Source organism: Hymenobacter radiodurans, assembly GCF_004355185.1.
In the GTDB taxonomy this organism is placed as follows: Bacteria; Bacteroidota; Bacteroidia; order Cytophagales; family Hymenobacteraceae; genus Hymenobacter; species Hymenobacter radiodurans.
On record NZ_CP037922.1, the window covers coordinates 2,467,070 to 2,485,687 of the forward strand.

Annotated in this window: 16 protein-coding genes; 7 read left to right on the plus strand and 9 right to left on the minus strand. The window is 55.3% G+C overall.

What is annotated here, in order from left to right; all coding sequences use genetic code 11:
• Nucleotides 1–3: 3 nt before the first annotated feature.
• Nucleotides 4–1,923, minus strand: a complete 1,920-nt coding sequence (locus tag EPD59_RS11565) for a DNA topoisomerase IV subunit B (RefSeq protein WP_133272916.1) — start codon at nt 1,921–1,923, stop codon at nt 4–6.
• Nucleotides 1,924–2,226: 303 nt separating this feature from the next.
• On the opposite strand from EPD59_RS11565, the gene EPD59_RS11570 reads away from it, so the two are divergent.
• From EPD59_RS11570 to EPD59_RS11580, 3 genes are all read left to right on the plus strand, one after another.
• The gene (locus EPD59_RS11570) at nt 2,227–3,339 is read left to right on the plus strand and encodes an AI-2E family transporter (protein ID WP_240731367.1); all 1,113 of its coding nucleotides are present in this window, start codon (nt 2,227–2,229) and stop codon (nt 3,337–3,339) included.
• 90 nt (nt 3,340–3,429) lie between these two features.
• Nucleotides 3,430–3,894: a ferritin-like domain-containing protein gene (locus EPD59_RS11575; RefSeq protein ID WP_133272917.1), complete on the plus strand. Its 465-nt coding sequence runs from the start codon at nt 3,430–3,432 to the stop codon at nt 3,892–3,894.
• 267 nt (nt 3,895–4,161) lie between these two features.
• Nucleotides 4,162–5,649 carry an exonuclease domain-containing protein gene (locus EPD59_RS11580; RefSeq protein WP_133272918.1) on the plus strand — a complete coding sequence of 496 codons (1,488 nt, stop codon included), beginning with the start codon at nt 4,162–4,164 and terminating at the stop codon, nt 5,647–5,649.
• A gap of 24 nt (nt 5,650–5,673) precedes the next feature.
• Here EPD59_RS11580 and EPD59_RS11585 read toward each other — a convergent pair whose 3' ends face one another.
• Complete coding sequence (locus tag EPD59_RS11585) at nt 5,674–7,290, minus strand: hypothetical protein (protein ID WP_133272919.1); 1,617 nt, start codon at nt 7,288–7,290, stop codon at nt 5,674–5,676.
• Between the two features lie 166 nt (nt 7,291–7,456).
• Here EPD59_RS11585 and EPD59_RS11590 point away from each other — a divergent pair, with 166 nt between their 5' ends.
• Nucleotides 7,457–9,043 (plus strand): hypothetical protein, encoded by a 1,587-nt coding sequence (locus EPD59_RS11590; RefSeq protein WP_133272920.1) that lies wholly within the window; start codon nt 7,457–7,459, stop codon nt 9,041–9,043.
• A gap of 100 nt (nt 9,044–9,143) precedes the next feature.
• Here EPD59_RS11590 and EPD59_RS11595 read toward each other — a convergent pair whose 3' ends face one another.
• The 3 genes from EPD59_RS11595 to EPD59_RS22535 all read right to left on the minus strand — a co-directional run bounded on the left by EPD59_RS11595 (nt 9,144) and on the right by EPD59_RS22535 (nt 11,284).
• Nucleotides 9,144–10,298: an App1 family protein gene (locus EPD59_RS11595; protein WP_133272921.1), complete on the minus strand. Its 1,155-nt coding sequence runs from the start codon at nt 10,296–10,298 to the stop codon at nt 9,144–9,146.
• 177 nt (nt 10,299–10,475) lie between these two features.
• Nucleotides 10,476–10,940 (minus strand): M48 family metalloprotease, encoded by a 465-nt coding sequence (locus EPD59_RS22530; RefSeq protein ID WP_317128534.1) that lies wholly within the window; start codon nt 10,938–10,940, stop codon nt 10,476–10,478.
• Nucleotides 10,907–11,284, minus strand: a complete 378-nt coding sequence (locus tag EPD59_RS22535; RefSeq protein WP_240731368.1) for a M48 family metalloprotease — start codon at nt 11,282–11,284, stop codon at nt 10,907–10,909. The genes EPD59_RS22530 and EPD59_RS22535 overlap by 34 nt, the downstream gene beginning before the upstream one ends.
• A 324-nt stretch (nt 11,285–11,608) precedes the next feature.
• On the opposite strand from EPD59_RS22535, the gene EPD59_RS11605 reads away from it, so the two are divergent.
• Nucleotides 11,609–12,721 carry a DNA topoisomerase IB gene (locus EPD59_RS11605; protein ID WP_133272922.1) on the plus strand — a complete coding sequence of 371 codons (1,113 nt, stop codon included), beginning with the start codon at nt 11,609–11,611 and terminating at the stop codon, nt 12,719–12,721.
• Nucleotides 12,722–12,799: 78 nt separating this feature from the next.
• On the opposite strand, the gene EPD59_RS11610 is transcribed toward EPD59_RS11605, so the two are convergent.
• Together EPD59_RS11610 and mtgA are read right to left on the minus strand one after the other, a co-directional pair.
• Nucleotides 12,800–13,234: a YybH family protein gene (locus EPD59_RS11610; protein ID WP_133272923.1), complete on the minus strand. Its 435-nt coding sequence runs from the start codon at nt 13,232–13,234 to the stop codon at nt 12,800–12,802.
• An 80-nt stretch (nt 13,235–13,314) separates the two neighbouring features.
• The gene (gene mtgA / locus EPD59_RS11615; protein ID WP_133272924.1) at nt 13,315–14,061 is read right to left on the minus strand and encodes a monofunctional biosynthetic peptidoglycan transglycosylase; all 747 of its coding nucleotides are present in this window, start codon (nt 14,059–14,061) and stop codon (nt 13,315–13,317) included.
• Nucleotides 14,062–14,195: 134 nt separating this feature from the next.
• Between mtgA and EPD59_RS11620 the strand changes: the two genes are divergently transcribed.
• Nucleotides 14,196–14,831, plus strand: a complete 636-nt coding sequence (locus EPD59_RS11620; protein WP_133272925.1) for an LON peptidase substrate-binding domain-containing protein — start codon at nt 14,196–14,198, stop codon at nt 14,829–14,831.
• 14 nt (nt 14,832–14,845) lie between these two features.
• On the opposite strand, the gene EPD59_RS11625 is transcribed toward EPD59_RS11620, so the two are convergent.
• Together EPD59_RS11625 and EPD59_RS11630 are read right to left on the minus strand one after the other, a co-directional pair.
• Entirely contained in the window at nt 14,846–15,904 is a 1,059-nt protein-coding gene (locus EPD59_RS11625; protein WP_133272926.1) for a response regulator, read from the minus strand.
• Nucleotides 15,882–17,495 carry a sensor histidine kinase gene (locus tag EPD59_RS11630; RefSeq protein WP_133272927.1) on the minus strand — a complete coding sequence of 538 codons (1,614 nt, stop codon included), beginning with the start codon at nt 17,493–17,495 and terminating at the stop codon, nt 15,882–15,884. Before EPD59_RS11630 ends, EPD59_RS11625 begins: the two co-directional genes overlap by 23 nt.
• A 233-nt stretch (nt 17,496–17,728) precedes the next feature.
• Here EPD59_RS11630 and EPD59_RS11635 point away from each other — a divergent pair, with 233 nt between their 5' ends.
• Nucleotides 17,729–18,052: a thioredoxin gene (locus tag EPD59_RS11635; protein WP_133272928.1), complete on the plus strand. Its 324-nt coding sequence runs from the start codon at nt 17,729–17,731 to the stop codon at nt 18,050–18,052.
• Nucleotides 18,053–18,618: the final 566 nt, after the last annotated feature.

Below are 18,618 nucleotides of genomic sequence, written 5' to 3' on the forward strand. Positions count from 1 at the left end.
GCTCTAGGCGAATGCCATATCTTCTTCGGCAACCTCTTCCACCGGCAGCACATCGGAGGTAATCATGTCCTTCTCCTGACGTAGGTTGTCAATAATAAACTCCTGACGAGCAGGCGTATTCTTGCCCATATAATACGTCAAGACTTGCTGAATAGAGCGGTCTGATTGCAGGATGACGGGCTCCAGCTTGATGTTGTCGCCAATGAACTTACCAAACTCATCGGGGCTGATTTCACCGAGACCTTTGAAGCGCGTTACTTCCGGGTTGCGGCCCAGCTTGCGCATGGCGTCCTGCTTTTCCTGCTCGTTGTAGCAGTAGATGGTCGTTTTCTTATTGCGGACGCGGAACAGCGGCGTTTCCAGAATGAAAACGTGGTTGTTGCGCACCAGATCAGGGAAGAATTGTAGGAAGAACGTAAGCAGCAGCAAGCGAATGTGCATACCATCTACATCGGCGTCGGTAGCAATGACCACGCGGTTGTAGCGCAGGTGTTCAATGCCTTCCTCGATGTTGAGCGCGTGCTGGAGCAAGTTCAGCTCCTCGTTTTCGTATACAATCTTCTTTTTCAGGCCAAAGCAGTTCAGCGGCTTACCACGTAAGCTGAATACAGCCTCGGTCTCGACGTTGCGGCTTTTGGTAATAGAACCCGACGCAGAGTCGCCCTCGGTGATGAAGAGCGTAGTTAGAGCTTCGGCTTCCTGCTTGCCTTCGCCGAGGTGGAAACGGCAGTCGCGGAGCTTGCGGTTGTGCAAGTTGGCTTTCTTGGCGCGCTGGTTAGCCAGCTTTTTCACGCCCGCCATGTCCTTGCGCTCCCGCTCACTTTGCTCAATGCGGCGCTTGAGCGCATCAGCCACTGCTTGGTTTTTGTGCAGGTAATTATCGAGGTGCTCTTTTACGAAATCCAGAATGAAGCCACGCACCGTCGGGCCATCCTCACCCATGTTAATGGAGCCAAGCTTGGTTTTGGTCTGGCTTTCGAACACTGGCTCTTGCACCCGCACCGAAATGGCCGCGATGATAGAGCCGCGAATGTCGGCCGCGTCGTATTCCTTCTTGTAAAACTCACGCACGGTTTTGACTACCGCCTCACGGAAGGCCGCGAGGTGCGTACCGCCCTGCGTGGTATACTGGCCGTTTACGAAGGAATAATATTCCTCGCCGTAGTCGTTGCCGTGCGTTAGCGCCAGCTCAATATCGGGGGCCTTGAGGTGGATGATGGGGTAACGCAGGCTCTCCGGGTCGGCTTTGCGGCTGAGCAGGTCGAGCAAGCCATTTTCGGAGTAATACTTCTGCCCGTTGAAGTTAATCGTGAGCCCGGCGTTCAGATAAACGTAGTTCCAGATCTGATTTTCGAGGTACTCCGGAATGAAGCGGTAGTTGCGGAAAACCGTGTCGTCGGGCTGAAACACCATCAGGGTGCCATTGCGCTGCGACGTTTTCTGCGGCTTAGGATCCTGCACGAGTTTGCCCTGCGAGAACTCCGCCGATTTCATCAGGCCGTCGCGCACGCTTTGCACAAGGAAGTAGTTGCTGAGCGCATTTACGGCCTTGGTACCCACGCCATTCAAGCCCACCGACTTCTGGAAGACCTTGGAATCGTACTTGCCGCCGGTGTTGATTTTGCTGACCACATCCACCACTTTGCCCAGCGGAATGCCGCGGCCATAGTCGCGCACCTGCACGCGCTGGTCGGATATTTTGATGTCGATGGTGCGGCCGTGACCCATCACGTGCTCGTCAATGGAATTATCAATAACTTCCTTCACGAGCACATAAATACCGTCATCGTAGGCCGAGCCATCGCCGAGCTTGCCGATGTACATACCGGGCCGCAAACGGATGTGCTCGCGCCAATCCAGGGAGCGGATGCTGTCTTCGGTGTACGCGTGTTGGGGGGCAATGGGAAGTTGTTCGTCAGCCATAGAAACTAGGTAATCAAATTTGAGGTAAAATAACGCAGAAAATTGGCCTTTTCTCAACAGTAACCCGTAGGAGGGCGCAAGACTGTTGCTCGTGTGAGCGGCGCGCTGATTTTAGCCATAAATATTAGCAAAATTCCTGATTAAAACCAGCCCTATACGCACATAGTTCCTTTCAAAAACAACACTCATTGCTCTGATTCTGAATTTTACCCCTTCTTCGCTCTCCTAATTTTTTTAGCTAATGCTTTCCCCTCGAAACATTTCAACGGTCCCCGGCCCAACTCGACTCCGGCCGAGGTAAAATTGCCCCCCGTCATTTACTATACATTCCTGCTCATTGGTTTGTCGCTGCTCGTGTTCGTGCTCTGGAAGCTCGACAGTGTGTTGCTGCCCATCACCTTTGCGGCCCTCTTCTCCATTCTGCTGTTGCCCTTATGCCAGCGCTTTGAGCGGTGGGGCTGGCCGAGGGTGCTGGCCATCCTCTTCTGCCTCTTGCTGGTGATTGTGGGCTTAGCCGCCATCGTCTTCGCATTCGGCTCGCAGATGACACAGTTTAAAGCCGAGCTTCCCAAGTTGCAGGGCAAGCTGGTGCAGTATTTCGACCAGATTCAGCAGATGCTGAGCCAGCGCTTTGGCATTGAGCCGATCAGCAAAGATGAGTTCATCGACTCATCGCTGAAGAGCGCGAAGAAAGACGCGGGTGGCTACCTGGGCGCTACCTTGAACACGACGGCCGACGTGCTGAGCGTGGTCACGCTGGTACCTATTTATATGTTCTGCTTTCTGTATTACCGCGACCATATGCGGCAGTTCATGTTCCGCTTTGTGAGCCCTGAGAAGCGTACGTCGGTGTTGCACACCGTGGATAGCATCCAGACAGTGGTACAGGCCTATATCAGTGGGCTGATGACGGTTATCGTGATTGTGGCCATCCTGAATGCTATTGGCCTGCTCCTTCTGGGCGTCAAATTCGCCATTTTCTTTGCTGTCTTCGCATCGGTTCTAACCATTATTCCCTACATCGGTATTCTGATTGGCTCGGCCCTGCCGGCCATTATTACGCTCGTAGAAACCGGTTCGCCAGCCAGAGCACTGGGCGTTATTGGTGTGTTTGTGTTTGTGCAATTCCTGGAGGGCAACTTTATTACGCCCATGATTACGGGCTCCAAAGTGAGCATCAACCCGATGGCGGCCATCATTGCGCTTATTCTGGGGGGCGAGCTGTGGGGTACGCCGGGCATCATTCTGAGCATTCCGCTGATAGCCGTGATTAAGGTAGTGCTGGACGCGTCGAAAGCCACGGAGCCGTTTGGCTTCTTGCTGGGCGACGTGGCCGATGGCGACGATATCGTGGACAGAAAGGCTGAGCCAGGCTTTTTTGGGCGGCTTTGGCAGCGCCTGCGAGGAGCTTCGTAACCTGGGGGGCAATTTGGTAGTATAAACTCCTGATCAGCTACAAGACGTGGCTGTGCTACTCACTCTGACCTAACCTAAAACAAACTTATCATGGCCTCTATCAGCGATAACACTGCCCGCGCCTACAACGACCTCGTCGAAATCAACGAAACTGGTGCCAAGGGCTACCAGGAAGCTGCCGAAGGCGCTACCAGTCCACAATTGAAGTCGCAACTGAGCCAGTTCAGCCAGCAGCGCGCCCAGTTCGCTTCCGAGTTGAAGCAGCAGGCTCGTCAGTTTGGCATCAATACCGAAGCTGGCAACACAGTGGAAGGTGTAGTAGCCGACGCTGCCGCTGCTGTACACCGCGGCTGGATTAACATCAAATCGGCCATCACCGGCCAGGACGATAACGCCATTCTGGGCGAGTGCGAAACTGGCGACAAAGTAGCCCTCGAAGCGTATGAGCAAGCTCTGAAAGCTGAAGGCCTGCCCGTTGAAGCTAAGTCTATCATTCAGAAGCAGCACGGCGAAATCCTGGCTGCTAAGAACCAAATTACTTCGTTGAAGCACTAATTCGCTTCCACAATTCATTAAAAAAGCCCCCAGATTCGTCTGGGGGCTTTTTTAATGAATATACCGTCAGGCAGAGGCGGAGCCGAAGTATCTCGCGTGCTGACGTTGCAGTACTAATCCAACTACCGCGGGCAAGATGCTTCGGCGCCGCTTCTGCCTGACGTTCAACTGACCTGCTCTTTCTACGATTTCTTTTTGCAACCTTAGTAGGGCTTATCTTTGTTACCAATATCATTAGCCAAATTAGAATTCAAATTCGCGCCGCCTTTGTACGCTATCATTGACCTTGAAACTACCGGTGGCCAGCCCACGCAGGACCGCATTACTGAGTTGGCCATTTTCATTCACGATGGCGACAAGGTGGTAGACCAATATGAGACGCTGGTCAATCCGGGCCGGTCGATTCCTTTCTTTATTACTCAGCTCACCGGCATCACCGACGACATGGTGCGCGATGCGCCCCGCTTTCACGAGGTTGCGCGCAAAGTGGTGGAGATGACCGAAGGCTGCGTGTTCGTGGCCCACAACGTGCGCTTCGATTACTCATTTCTGAAAAAGGAATTCGCGGACTTAGGCTACAATTACTCTCGCAAAACGCTGTGTACGGTGCGGCTCAGCCGCTCGCTTATTCCGGGCCAGCCGAGCTACAGCTTGGGTAAGCTGTGCCAAAACATTGGTATTCCGTTGGAAGGCCGTCACCGCGCCGCCGGCGATGCCGCTGCCACCGCCATTCTCTTTGATCGGCTACTCAAAATTTCTCAGCAGGACGAGGCGCTGGCCAATCCCGCCATCAGTGCCGCTGACACCCTGGCTTCGGTAGATGCCCTTGCTCCCAGCGGCCGACCAGCCGCCACCGCCACCAGAAAGCCCAGCGCCAAGCGCGTGACGGCCGTGCAGGAAGCCATTAAAACCGCGCTTTTGCCCCCCAACATCACCCCCGAGAAAGTAGCCACGCTGCCCCAGGAAGCGGGCGTGTATTACTTCCACGATGAGCAGGGCGAGGTAATATATGTGGGCAAAAGCATCAACATCTACAAGCGGATTCAGCAGCACTTTGCCGTCGATTACAAGTCGCGCAAGTCGCTGGAGTTTAAGAACAGCATCTCCGACATTACCTGGGAGCTGACGGGTTCGGAGCTGGTAGCTTTGTTGTATGAATCGGCTGAAATCAAGCGCATGAAGCCGTTTTATAACCGTCAGCAGCGGCGTTCCATTTTTCCGGCCGGCATTTATCTACGGCAGGATGAAAAGGGTTACAAGCACCTCTACTACGGCCGCGCCGATGCCGACAACCCCGCCACGCCCCTCATCGCGCTAGCCAATCAGTTCAAGGCCAAGGGCTTTTTGTTTCACAAAGTTTCCAAGTTCAACCTCTGCCAGAAGCTCTGCGACCTGTACAAAACGCAGGGTGCATGCTTCGATTATCAGGTACACCGCTGCAAAGGTGCCTGCGTAGGTGCTGAGTCGCCGGAGGAGTACAACCTGCGAGTTGATGAGGCCATTGAGAGCTTCACCTTTGAGCACGGTTCCTTTGTGGTTATTGGCAAAGGGCGCCGCGCGGATGAGAAGTCGATTGTGGTCGTTGAAAATGGTCGCTATCTGGGTTTTGGCTACGTAGACGGTGAGTTTTCTGCCCGCCGCCTGTCCGATTTCCGGGAGGTAATCAAACCCTACGGCGACAACAAAGACGTGCAGCAGATTATCCGGCAATACCTGCGCACCAAGCACAAAGACAAGGTCAAGATCTTCAGATAAGCTCCTACTGACAAGTAGGAACAGCTAGTATAAGCGGTGGCGCAGGAGCCAGCCAGCGGCATCAAATTCGTTGGCTAGCGGCTGGTACGCTTCTACTTTAATGTCGCTGTCGGGAGGGAGTTGCAGCAGGTTGCCGTCGCCGCTGTCGTAGATGGTGACATCGGTCTTGGAATCGGTCTGGGGGGCTTTTCCGCTGATTACCAAGTCCTGTCCTGCTCCATCGTAGATGCTGATTATGAAGTTGGAGTCAGGCAAACCGTTGAACTGAAATACGTCGTTGCCACCCAAGCCAAAGAGTTTGATGGTGCTTGTCTCACTGGCTTTAAAGGTGCGTTGGTTTAGCAAACTATCTTCCATTGCCACCCGTCGGGCCAGCATACTGATACGCACTTCGCCCGGCGCTACTGCTTCAATTAAAAAGCGTTCTGGCTGGTCGGTGCCGGGCAGTTCCACGTCGCGAGCCAGCAGCTCGTAAAATTTGGTGGCCACGGCCGGCAGCTGTTCGCGCCGACTACGCAGCTTGTGCTCAAACTCCGCTCCCGACAGCGCATAGATCTCAGGCGGCCAAACTCCCACGGCTTCTTTGATGGCCACGTCCGTGAGGCGCAGGCGCAGGGAATCCGCGATTTGGCGGAAGTCATCGGCCGTTAAGTACGCTAGCAGCGACTTGTCCATGGGCCGCGCTGCTTTGTTAAGGCCTTCCACATCCTGCAGGCGAATATTCTCTTTGAAGGTCTGATAATTAGTTTTAAACCAACTTATTATCCGCGTCATCAGGCCATCGTCAAACTTGAAGAAAGCATGGTCACGGTCGCGAGGAATGCCCCGATACGTCACCGTGCCGCCCGGCCCCGGGAAGCTGGCCCAGCGCCACTGATCTTCGCGCCGGCTCCAGTCGCCCAGCCACATATCAAACAAACGGGAGCGTAAGTAATGGCGGGCATCCACCCGGTAGTTATGCGTGACAAAAAGGGACGTAAATGCCTTCCGGGAGCTCTCTACTAAGGAAGAATTGCCAAAGTTTGGGCTGTTGATCTGATTCCCCTCGGGGCGCTCCTCAAACAGATACAGCGCATTGCCGTACTCCTCGCGAAAGGGCCCCAGCGTCGCATCAGCCGGCAGCCACACCAGCCGCGGGTTGGTATGATACACGCCCGCTGCCCGCGCCAGGCGCGGCACGATGTAAGCGCCATACGGCTGAATAACGCTGGTCTGATCCTTCATCAGGCGCCCAATGGGGCCGTTTTGCAATCTGGGGGGCAAAGCCTTCGTCGCATCTTTGTCGACGGAGCGCAGCACATACTCCTGCCCTACCGAGTCGACGAGGCGCAGGTTTTTGGTCTGAAAGCTGCCCCCAGCCTGTAGCGGGCGCAAACCACCCGGCACCGCGTTGCGCAGGTTAAACACTGGCGCTTGCACCGGCGTTGCCCATTCGAGGCGGTAGTGGTCGCCCCAGAAAAACTGATGCACTGCGCCGCGTTTGTACTGGGGCCCGGCGGCCACGCGCACCGTGGAGTCGGGGCCAATGGTGGGCAGCGCACCGGCTGGCATCTCGCGGGCCGAGCAGGCAACGAGCACCAGCCAGCTAGCACCTAATCCCAATAAGCGGCCCGGCCGGAAAGCTTTCAGTAGAAAGTGCACAGATACAGGAATAGCGCTACAGTGTGAGCCGGCTGCGAATGCAGTCGATAGCATAATTTATAGCGCAAACGGGAAAAGAGCAATTGCGTTGGGAAATTATGCAATTGTTATCCGCTAGTGCCTACTGTTGCGTTGAAGGCAGTAAGTTGCGCCACATTCACATTTTATGCCCTCACGCTTCTCCACCCTACTGCTGCTACTGGCCATTTCATCGGGCTGTGTACGTGAAAACTTTTTCCAACCAGACGCCCGTCTGGTCACCGACTCCACTCCTGTTGCTACCGACAGCGTGCTTGTCACCGCGGGTCGGCATTACCAGCGGGGCCCCATTCACAATCTATTACTTGGCAAGCACTACCGCCCGGTGTGGGCTACGCCAGTATGGGTGCCCGTCTTCGACCCTGCTACCGCCGTGCCCGGAGGCCTGAAGCCCGGCAAGCTGGGGGGCGGTTTTCAGAGCACCAGTATGACGGTGCTTGGCACCGGTGGACGCGAGTACGCCCTGCGCAGCATCGACAAAGACCCTTTTAAAACGCTGCCCAAGATATTTCGGAAGACGTTTGCTCTGAATCTGGTGCGCGATGCTACCTCAGCTGCTAATCCCTATGGCTCTTTCGTAGTGGCACCTTTGGCTGAGGCGGCTGGGTTGCTGCACACCACGCCCCGGCCCTTTTATGTGCGCCCTGATGAAGATGGGCTGGGCGAGGAGTCGAAGCTTTTTCAGAGAAAGCTGGTGTTGCTGGAAGAGAAATTTGAGGATAAAGCCAGCCTCACGCCCGCCTTCGGCAATGCCACCGACTTGTTGGAAAGCGACAATGTATTGCGCGATCGGTTTGCCGACCCTACTCACCGCGTCGATCAGATTGCCTTTGCCCGTGCCCGCCTCTTCGATTTGTGGATTGGCGACTGGGACCGCCATGAGGGCCAGTGGAGCTGGGCTGTTTATCCGGATGCCAACGGCCCCACCATTTATCGACCCGTACCCCAGGACCGCGACCAGGCTTTTTTCCGCTTCAAGGATGGCATCATTCCCTGGATCGTGAGCCGGCCGTTTTTCGTGGGAAAGTTTCGCACTTTTCGGCCCGAATATGAGAGCATTGAAGGCATGACACAGAACTCCCGGTTTGTGGACGAGCGCTTTCTGAATGAAGTAACTTCGGCCGACTTCCAGCGCTTAGCCACCGAGTTGCAAAAGTCCGTCGATGATGCCGCTATTGCCAATGCCCTCAAGCGCTTTCCAGCGCCGGTGTTTGCGCAGGAAGGCGCCTATATCGGCCAGGCGCTGGAAGCCCGGCGGGCTAAGCTGCCGTGGGCAGCCAACGAGTTTTACCGGCTACTAGCCCGCCACGTTACGGTCGTGGGCACCGACCTAGATGAGCGCTTTGTGGTGCGCCGCCTCAGCGATTCTACTACGGCAGTCACGGTGTATACGCTGGGGGGCAAATCGGACCGAGATTCCGTGTTCTACCAACGTGTATTTCGGACCAACGAAACCAAAGAAATTACGCTGCATGGCCTCGAAGGCAAAGACGTATTTGAGATAAACGGCGAGGTGCGCCGCGGCCCCCGCATCAACATATATGGCGGCCCCAACTCGGATAAAGTCACCGATTCAAGCCGGGTGCAGGGTCTGAGCAAAAAAACTCGCTACTACGATACTCACTCGGATAACGACCTGACCAAGAGCAAAGAAACCTGGGACCGAACGGATAAAGGTGTAAAGATGCACGCCTACGACCGGGAAGGAACGTGAGTTGATAGTATTGTCGACTCACATTCAGTCAACTAAAAAAGCCCCCGCAGCGTTAGCGGGGGCTTTTTTATGCCTTCAGCAGCTTTTAAGAATTAGGGAGTTACAACGTCGACTCAGGAGCGGTTTCGTCTTTTTTCTTTTCTACTTCAATCGCTGGAATAGCCTCGGTATATAACAGGCCAATCTTGGCGGCGTGCTCGGCGGCCTGCACCGTATCCTTCACCAGCAGCATTTCCACCTTATCCTGCCTGATTTCCTCCGCCACACTCTCCACCAAGGCGGCCCTGCCGGGGTGCTGCACATCGCGGATATAAATAGCCAGAATGCGACCGGGGTAGCGGCGTACCACCTCGCGGTAGATGTTGGCGTCTTCCTGGCCGCTGTCGCCGATGAGCACAAAGGGCAATTCGGGGTACGTGAGCAGGAGATTATCAATTTCGTGCAGCTTATGGCCATGATGGGCCGAGGCTTCGGGCTCCTTCGTTGCTTTGCGGACCAGTGACATATCGCGCAGCAGTAGCGGCCCAGGTGGCACGTCATTCAACTCCAGAAAGTCATCGAGCAAATCGTAGAGATTCCAGGGGCTGCTGCTAACGTAGAAAAACGGATTATTGCGCTTGCCATTGCGCCCCAGCTGCAGCGCCCGATAGAACTCGGCTACCCCCTCAAAAGGGAGGCGGGAGTGCGCGTTGCGCACTAGCACGGTGCGCGCCATGCGCACCAGGTTGGTGGCGGAGGTTTGAATGACGGTATCGTCGAGGTCGCTGATGATGCCGTATTCGGCGTCGAGGGGCGGGATGAGGACGTGCGCCGGCTCCTTGACATCGGCGGGCATGGGAAGGTGCTGGGGGGCTTTTTTTAGCTCCACTTCCACCGGGTACCACAGAAAATCAATTGGAGACGGCAGGCTCTTGGGTTCAATGTTCAACGTGAAATAGCCTTCCTCGTCGGTGGTCACATGGTGCTCGCTGCCATCACCCGGCCGGATAACCAACTCGGCGCCCGGAATCTCATTGCTCCCGAAGCGTCGGTACATATTGAGCAGGTTCTGCCAGCGCGAATCGCCCTCGCCGGGCTCGCCAATGCCTTTGTCGGTCAGCAATCGGCCTTTTACATACAGACGGCCCGTGGTGCCGTAGCTACGGTACGTAACCAGTTGGAGCGGGTGCAGCAGGCCCAAACGGGCGCGGGTATTCGTAACCAGATCATCGGCCCGTTCCGCCAGATTGCTAAGTTTGTTGAGGAATGATGGCATAGAAAATCTAAATGGGTAGAAAGCAGCGTACGAGGAAAACCCGCCGAGAAGTTGCCTCAGTGTGTGGTTGCTTACACTGTAGACCGCACTTCACGCGCCAATGGTTAAATTATATCACACGAAAACGCCAGCCTTATTGGGGCTGGCGCTCACGAAATAAAGAGGTAGTAGAGGCTTTTAGAGGCGGCTTTGTAGCTCTTTAAAGCCCGCATTGTCGGTGGTGCGGCCTGCGCAGTTAAGCTCCCTGGCTTTGGCCTGAATGGCTTCCACCCGCGTGCCGGGATTGGGGTGAGTGCTCAAAAACTCGGGGACGGTCGTACCAGCCTGAGCAGCGGCCTTCACGAAGAAGCCGGCAGCACCATCGCAGGAGTAAGGAGTGCCGTTCAGGTAGCGCACTGAGTAGTCGTCGGCTTCGACTTCGTATTCGCGGCTAAACCGCAATTGGCCGAGGCTAGTAGCGATTTGGGCCAGCTGATTTGGGTTTTCGCCCAACAATAGGCTCAACAGGAAAGAGATACCAAACTCTTTCTGCAAAGAGCGCGACGTGTGGCGGCGGTCAGCGTGGGCAATTTCGTGGCCTAACACACCAGCCAGTTGATCTTCGGTTTCTAAGAATTTAATGAGGCCCGAGAATACGTAAATATGCCCCCAGGCGTGGCAAAGGCATTCTGGATTTCATCGTCCTTAATGATCTTGACATCCCACGGGAACTGGTTGCGGTATTGTAGCTCGTTGGAGCTGAGCACTTTGGCAACAACTCCGTCGAGAAGAGCATACGCACGCTGGTTGGCCGTCACGTTGCGCTCCAATAATTGGTTCTTGGCTCGGTACGTGGAATCCGTTTGCTCGGCTACTTTTTGACCAAGCGCAATATCATCTTCCACAGAAAACAACACTACGCCATCCCCATTACCGGAGCAGGCTGTAGTGCCCAATGACGTCAGAAGAGCAAGAAAAATCCAGGGTTTGAGCCAAGTACGACGCATACTGCAAATAGGAGTGTAGGGAGAATAGGGGGCAGAACTAACCGTCTAAAAACGGTGCCAAAGCCGGCGGCTACCCATACGGGCCAAGGCTGCACGGCGTTGCTGATACGCAGATATTACGGCTATAACTCAGACGCTCAACCTGAAATTTTATTTTCTCCCCGCTGGCAATTATTATTCTTTCCTCCTACGCTTCAGCTTTGCGCCTACTCAGCATCTAGCCGCTTCAACGCTCTGACCCGGCAAGGCAGCGCTACTTTTTCCTCTCATCTGCGTACAGAAAAGCCCCCGACTGCTTTTGGCCGGGGGCTTTTTTAGCCCTTTATGCCCACCACCTCCACCCCCCGACCCAAAACCAAAAAGAAGCACCTGCCCCCCCTAGAAGAGGCGCACGAACTGTATAAAGACCCGGCTCGTCAGGCAGAGCTGGCGGGCCTGCGCTATCAGGCAGATACCAAACCCGGCATCAGCCGCCAGCCCGGCCCCGATGGCACCTTCACTTTTCTGACGGCAAAAGGCGAAAAAATTACCGACGAAAAGTCGCTGGCCCGGTTGCAGAACTTTGTCATCCCACCGGCCTGGACTGACGTCTGGATTGCGCCTTCCGCGTCTGCCCACCTTCAGGTAACGGGGCGCGATGCCAAGGGGCGCAAGCAGTATATCTATCACCCCGCCTGGGACCAGGCCCGCAGTCTGACCAAATTTAGCCGCCTGCTGGCCTTTGGCGAAGCCTTACCCGCTTTGCGCCAGCGTTTGCAGCAGGATTTGAAGCGCCAGGGACTGGATAAGCAGAAGGTTATTGCCTTGGTTCTGACCCTAATGGATCAGTCGTTTATTCGCATCGGCAACAAGGAATACGCCAAAAAGAACAAAAGCTACGGCCTCACCACCCTGCGCGACCGGCACGTGCAGATATCTGGCGATGAGGTGCGCTTTTCATTTGTAGGCAAAAAAGGTGTCGCCCACGATGTGGCCCTCCACGACCGTCGTTTGGCCCGCATGGTGCGCAAATGCAAGGAGATTCCCGGGCAGCATTTGTTTCAGTACTACGCCGCCGATGGTCATCGGCAGGAGCTGGAGTCGGGCGACGTGAACCAATACTTGCAGGATGTCACTGGCATAGCCTTGTCGGCTAAGGATTTTCGGACCTGGGGCGGTACTGTCAAAATGGTGGAGTGCCTCGAAAGCGTGCTGCACGAAGAGCCGGATTTGCCCAAGGACAAAGTGCTGAAGCGAGCCGTAAAAGATGTAGCCTCGGGCTTAGGCAACACGCCCACCGTGTGTAGCAAATACTACATTCACCCGCAGGTAGTAGAGCTTTTTCAGTCCGACAAGCTCATCGATTACCTCCGTCAGCACGACATTGACCCAACCGAAAACGACATCCTCTCTCCTACCGAACACATGGTGCTGCACATGCTCCGTACTGCCGCGTAAATGAGGGAATAAAGCCAAAGGCGCTTGGGTATAGCTGTGCTATGCCCAAGCGCCTTTGGCTTGTTTATCGTTTTTGCCCTAGCTGGAATGATCCGCTACAATTACCCAGCGACCGGCAATGCGGCGAAAAACCAGCAGAAAATGCCCCCCAAGGTCGCCGGCGGCGGGGCGGGCGAGCTGCCACCGACCTACGACGTGGGCTGCTTCGGGACTGATGGGAGTAATGCGCAAGTTGGAAAACGTAAGCTGTCCCATAGCGGCGGCATCGGGGTAGCTGCGGCGGTAGTTATCCAGGGTTGGCTGCCAGCCGTAGGTCAGCCCACTTTTACCAATAAATACGAGCGAATCGGACTGCCAATAACCTTGCATAAAACCAGAAACATCGCCTCGATTCCAGGCCGCAGTCTGCGTTGTCAGCACTTGGCTGATATCCTGGCGCTGACTGCCGGGGCGCGTGGCGGCGCAACTACACAACAAGGCCATGCTCAGCACTACTCCGATGATTTGCTTCATGATGTTTTTTTGAGAAATGTAAAACCGTCTTACGATAGCCTGAATAAATATAGGAACCAGCCGCACTTCGGAGTTTGCGCTTACTTTTCCAGCAGCGCCCGCACGTAAGAAATGCCCCCCAGGCGGCGCATGTTGCGCTGCACCCGCCGTTGCTTGGCCCGCGCTACCGGCCCTGGATTACTGGCTCGGAAGCGCAGCGGATTAGGCAGCACGCCCGCCAACAGCGCCGCTTCCGAAGCAGTAAGCTTGGCGGCCGATTTGTGGAAATAGCGCTGAGACGCAGCTTCTACCCCGAACGTGCAGTCGCCCATTTCGGCCACGCTTAAGTACATTTCCATGATGCGGCGCTTGCTCCAGAGCGTTTCAATTAGAATGGTGAAATAGGCTTCCAACGCCTTGCGCACATAACTCCTCCCCGACCATAAAAATACATTTTTGGCCACCTGTTGGCTGATGGTGCTCCCGCCAACCAGCTGCTTGCCGCCCTCGGAATTGCGCTTGACGGCCTGCTGAATTGCTTTCACATCGAAGCCCCGATGCTGCAAAAAGCGCTGATCTTCAGCCGCCACCAGCGCCAGCGGTACCTGCGGCGATACTTCATCCAGGGTTTTAAAATTGTAGCTGATGCGGCGGTCGTCTTCGCGGATGCCGTAGTAGCCGCGGCCAATGGGTGCGTGGGCGCGGCGGTCGAGCATAAGCCAGGTAGCCGGCGGGGAGAGCCACCGATATATAAGCACCCAAGCTACCGTGGTAAGAAACAGAGCAGCGACAATTTGCAGCAATATCCGCCACACCCGCCGCCCATGTTGCCGGAATTTTGTTTTCATCAAATAAAGCCGTTCTTCTTTCCCATCCATTCTGATGAGAGGCACTGAAAGGGCAAAAGTAACGCATTTGGGCGCGCAGCAACCCGATACCAGCGTTTTTAGCCTATTTTCGTCGCCAACATTGTTGAGCTCCTATGCCCCGTATCCTTCCTCTGTTTCCGTTGAACCTCGTGGTATTTCCCGGCGAGAAGCTCAATCTGCACATCTTCGAGCCGCGCTACCGCCAGCTCGTGCGCGACTGCATCGAGTCGGACCTGACCTTTGGTATCCCGCCTTATCTCAACGATGGCGTAAGTGAGCTGGGTACTGAAGTACGCCTGCTAAGCGTAGAAAAGGCCTACGACAGCGGTGAGCTGGATATCAAAACCAAGGGCGTCGGGGTGTTTCGCATCCGCGAGTTCTACCGCGAAGCCCCCGGCAAGCTCTACGCCGCCGGCCAGGTTGACACGATTGAGGACGACCCCGGAGAAGACCCTACGCTGAAGGTGCGCATCAATGAATACGTGCGCCAACTCTACGATACGCTGGGCCTGCGCAAGATATTTCTGGATTTGCCCCCCAACTACCGCATTTACGATATTGCTCACAACCTAGGCTTCAGCACCGAGCAGGAGTACCAGCTATTGCAGGCCACCAGCGAGTTGGAGCGCCAATCGATGGTGCTGGAACACCTCGAAAACGTGCTCCCCATCATTCTCGAAACTGAGCGCCTGAAAGAGCGCGCCCGCCTGAACGGGCACTTCAAGAACCTCACGCCGCCGAATTTTTAACGGGTTCAGGAGCTTTACCAGTTGGTGCGGCGCAGCTTTTCGGGCTGCTGCACCCGAATAAATTTGTTGGTCAGCTCGATAATGCCATCTTGACGAAACTCGCTCAGCGTGCGGCTCAATGACTCGGGCGCCGTGCCAATCAAGGCCGCCATATCATCGCGCGACAGCTGAATCTGGGGGTCGGTGGGGTTAATGGCGCGCTGCTGCTCGTGCAGGCGCAGGAGCGTATCGGCCACGCGCTTGCGCAGGGAGTTGTACGCCATGTCGAGCAACAGATCCTCTTGCTCGCGCACCCGGCCCGCCAGCAGGCGCACAAACTGCTGACTTACCTCCGGATTCCGCATCACCAGCTGGGTAAAGTCGTCAGCGGGAATGTAAAGCAGAACGGAATCTTCCACGGCCACAGCCGAGTCGTGATGGGCAGTGCCCTCAAGGAGCGCTTTGTAGCCAAAAAAGTCCCCCGCCTGATACAAACCTGTAATTAGCTCCTTGCCGGCGGCGGTAGTTTTGCTGGTCTTCACCCGCCCCGACTGCACAAAATATAGCCGCGTAGCTTCATCTCCCTCAGCATACACAATCTGCTTGCGTGGTATCGAATGGGGCTTCCGATCGGCGGAAAGTGCGGTGAGGCTGCCCGTTTTCTGGGCATCGTGCAAAAACTCATCGAGCCCGCCAGCGTGCAAATCATACTCCGGCTTTAGGTGCTGAAAACGGTTCAGACGACCAGCAATGGCACTCAGCAACTCGCTGCTATCGAAGGGTTTGGTCAGGTAGTCATCGGCTCCCAGCTCCATGCCTTTGCGCAGGTCGGTGCGCTCTGTTTTGGCCGTCAGGAAGATAAAAGGCACCCCCGAGAGCTGCGGATTCTGGTTGAAAATGTGCAGCACGCCGTAGCCATCCAGCACGGGCATCATAATATCGCACACCACCAGATCAGGCTTGGTTTCCAACGCTTTTTCTATTCCCACCTTGCCATTTTCCGCCGTGATAACATTGTAGCCGGTCATTTCGAGAATCTCGGCGGTGTTCTCACGAATAAAATCGTTGTCCTCAATCAGCAGAATGGTTTTCATAGGGGATTTTAATAGTGACGGTAGTGCCTACATCGAGTGTACTCTGCAGGGTAATGGTGCCATTCATTAGCTCCAAATACTTGGCAATAATATACAGGCCCAGGCCGGTACCCGGTACGTTCGTTACGTTGCGAGCCCGAAAAAACCGCTCAAACAAGTGCTCCTGATCTTCCGCCGAGATACCTACGCCGTGGTCCCGGACCACCAGCGTGAGCTGCTCCCCCGCGCACTCAGCTGCTATTTCGACTACCGTATCTGGCCCGGAGTATTTGATGGCGTTCGAGAGTAAATTGACCACAATTTTGCGCAACAGCGAAGGATCGAGCCAGACAGCCTCGGGGCAATTGAATTGCTGCACAACGGTTTGTCCCGGCTTCAACAGGCCCTGCACATCGGTAATGGTATCATTCAGCAGCGCCGACAAGATGAGGCGGGCGGGGCGGGCCTCCACCCGGCCTTCCTCAATACGCCCCACCGACAGGAACTCCTCCAGAATATCATTCAAATGATTGACCGACTGCCGGATGCGCTCGAGGTGGCGCAGACGCTTATCCTGCTGCTCGGTGGTGGGGTACTTCTCAATAAGCGAAGCGGAGGTAAGCACGGCCGTAAGCGGCGTCCGAAACTCGTGCGAGGCCATGGATACGAAACGGGATTTCAGCTCACCCAGCTCCTGTTCAGCGGCCAGGGCCTTGGCCAGCTCATCTTTACGCTGCTCCAACTGCTCCAGCGTGCTCAGCAGCGCATGCGTACGGTCGGCTACCTTTTGCTCCAGCTCGGCGTTGAGCCGCTCCACGCGCTGCCGCTCCGAAATCAGGGCTTGCTGGGCGTTCTTTTTGAAGGTAATATCGAGAATGTAGGACACCACAAACAGCTCCTCATCGAGGTAAAAATAGCTGAGACTCACCTCCACCGGGAACACTGATCCGTCTTTGCGAAGTGCCTCCAAGTCGCCGCGGTGAGCGCCCATGGAGCGTACCTGGGGCTGAGCATTGAATGATTCGCGCAGATTCTCGTGGCGGCGGCCACCTGCATTTGGCACTAGGGCTTCAATTTTCTGCCCAACCAGCTCGCCCTCAGAATAGTCGAACTGCTGGTGAGCCATCTGATTGGCCGAGATAATCGTCCCACTCCGATTGCACACGACAATACCAATGGTGGCGTTGGCAAATACGGCCTCGAAACGGCGTACGCTCTGGGCTAGTTCGCGCTCGGCCTGCAGCAGGCGATTCTGCTCCGTGAGACGAACCATATAATAAGGCTTGCCAGCCACCTCAAAATAGGTGAGCTCGATGTGGGCCTGCAACAAATTCCTTCCTGGCCGGTTGATTTCTACCTCGGCTTCCTGACGGTGACTTTGCCGGGCTTTCGCAAGCAGGGCAGTCCATTCAGCTTCCGTAAAGCTGGGGGTAAGTAGCGTGCGGGCGGGCTCAATTAATAGCTCCTCCTCTGAGTTATAGCCTAACAACTTTACTCCCGCCGGATTTACTCGTGCGAATCGCTTCTCGGTGGCGTCATAAACACCTACAAATTCGGTAGCCCGATTGAGCAGAATATCATTTATGGCGAGTGCAAAAGGGTTGTCTGGCATAATAAAAGAAAATGCAAGCGAAGGGCGGCCGCGGGGGGCAAAATTTGCCCCCCGCGGCCGCTCAAGGGTATCATTTTGGAGTGCCTTGACTAGAACTGGAGTCAGTCAAAGGTGGTCAAAAATCGCCTGTAGAAATGATACGTGACAAATGTCAAGACGATACTTGACAACCCTCATGGAGGAACAGGAGGGCACGAGGCTAATTTTACGACATACATTTAACATATCCCATCATGTCCCCCTCTTCACCCTCACCTGTGCTGCAGCCCGACACGGCCGTTTTGCTGGTGCTGCTGCCGCTGGTTTCTGCGGGCGAAGCTTCGTCCGGGACACACAGCAACGCCTCGATTCGCACGCTGCAAGGGCGACTTGGCCCCGGAATACGAGTACTCAGGATTGACGAAGCCAGCCATCCGGCCGTGGTGCGCAGCTTTGGCACGCCCGAACTGCCCGCCTGCGTGCTGGTACGACAGGGAGTGGAACTGTGGCGGCAGCACGGCCTGCCAGAAGATGAAGACGTTTTCTCTGCCCTGCTGGAAGCGGCGCACGCGCAGTAAACCACTTTTACACTCTGCCCCACTTTCCTCTAAAACAGGAGACTATTGGGAAGCAGAAGCAGTTAGTTATTACACTAAGGGCATGGCCCTGGAGATTGATAATCTTCAGGGGCCATGCCCTTCTTTTTGGCAGCTAGTTTCAAGGTCGGAATCATAAAAACATATACTTCGCTACAGTCTGCACCGCTTTCGGGTGGATCATTTATATAAATTATATTCTTAGTGCCTAACCATAAAGCAGAGAGGAATTACCGACTGCTCTTATGACCTTATGGTCGATCAGTTAGCTGAGTTCAGGAGGGAGGCCGATGTACGCTTGCCACTCTAGCTTAGGTCAGGGCTTCGCGGGCTGAAACCGGAGCTACCGATTTGAGCTTGCCCGCAGCACTGAAGAGCTTACGCATGCTCCTCCAGAGAAACTTTCGTACCGCCAACGGTCACTTCTAGCAGCACGCCGACATGCACTAGCCCTCTGGGGAGAGACAGATTGAAGCGCCTTGGGCCGAGTAGATGCACAGTTATGTCAGGGCCCCGAGTGTGACGAGTACAAGTGGAAGCAGTGTGCC

What these genes read in the sequence shown, in the direction of transcription:
- EPD59_RS11565 (WP_133272916.1), bottom strand. Translation starts at nt 1,923, where the DNA reads ATGGCTGACGAACAACTTCCCATTGCCCCCCAACACGCGTACACCGAA.
- EPD59_RS11575 (WP_133272917.1), top strand. Translation starts at nt 3,430, where the DNA reads ATGGCCTCTATCAGCGATAACACTGCCCGCGCCTACAACGACCTCGTC.
- EPD59_RS11590 (WP_133272920.1), top strand. Translation starts at nt 7,457, where the DNA reads ATGCCCTCACGCTTCTCCACCCTACTGCTGCTACTGGCCATTTCATCG.
- EPD59_RS11595 (WP_133272921.1), bottom strand. Translation starts at nt 10,298, where the DNA reads ATGCCATCATTCCTCAACAAACTTAGCAATCTGGCGGAACGGGCCGAT.
- EPD59_RS22535 (WP_240731368.1), bottom strand. Translation starts at nt 11,284, where the DNA reads ATGCGTCGTACTTGGCTCAAACCCTGGATTTTTCTTGCTCTTCTGACG.
- EPD59_RS11605 (WP_133272922.1), top strand. Translation starts at nt 11,609, where the DNA reads ATGCCCACCACCTCCACCCCCCGACCCAAAACCAAAAAGAAGCACCTG.
- EPD59_RS11610 (WP_133272923.1), bottom strand. Translation starts at nt 13,234, where the DNA reads ATGAAGCAAATCATCGGAGTAGTGCTGAGCATGGCCTTGTTGTGTAGT.
- mtgA (WP_133272924.1), bottom strand. Translation starts at nt 14,061, where the DNA reads ATGAAAACAAAATTCCGGCAACATGGGCGGCGGGTGTGGCGGATATTG.
- EPD59_RS11620 (WP_133272925.1), top strand. Translation starts at nt 14,196, where the DNA reads ATGCCCCGTATCCTTCCTCTGTTTCCGTTGAACCTCGTGGTATTTCCC.
- EPD59_RS11625 (WP_133272926.1), bottom strand. Translation starts at nt 15,904, where the DNA reads ATGAAAACCATTCTGCTGATTGAGGACAACGATTTTATTCGTGAGAAC.
- EPD59_RS11630 (WP_133272927.1), bottom strand. Translation starts at nt 17,495, where the DNA reads ATGCCAGACAACCCTTTTGCACTCGCCATAAATGATATTCTGCTCAAT.
- EPD59_RS11635 (WP_133272928.1), top strand. Translation starts at nt 17,729, where the DNA reads ATGTCCCCCTCTTCACCCTCACCTGTGCTGCAGCCCGACACGGCCGTT.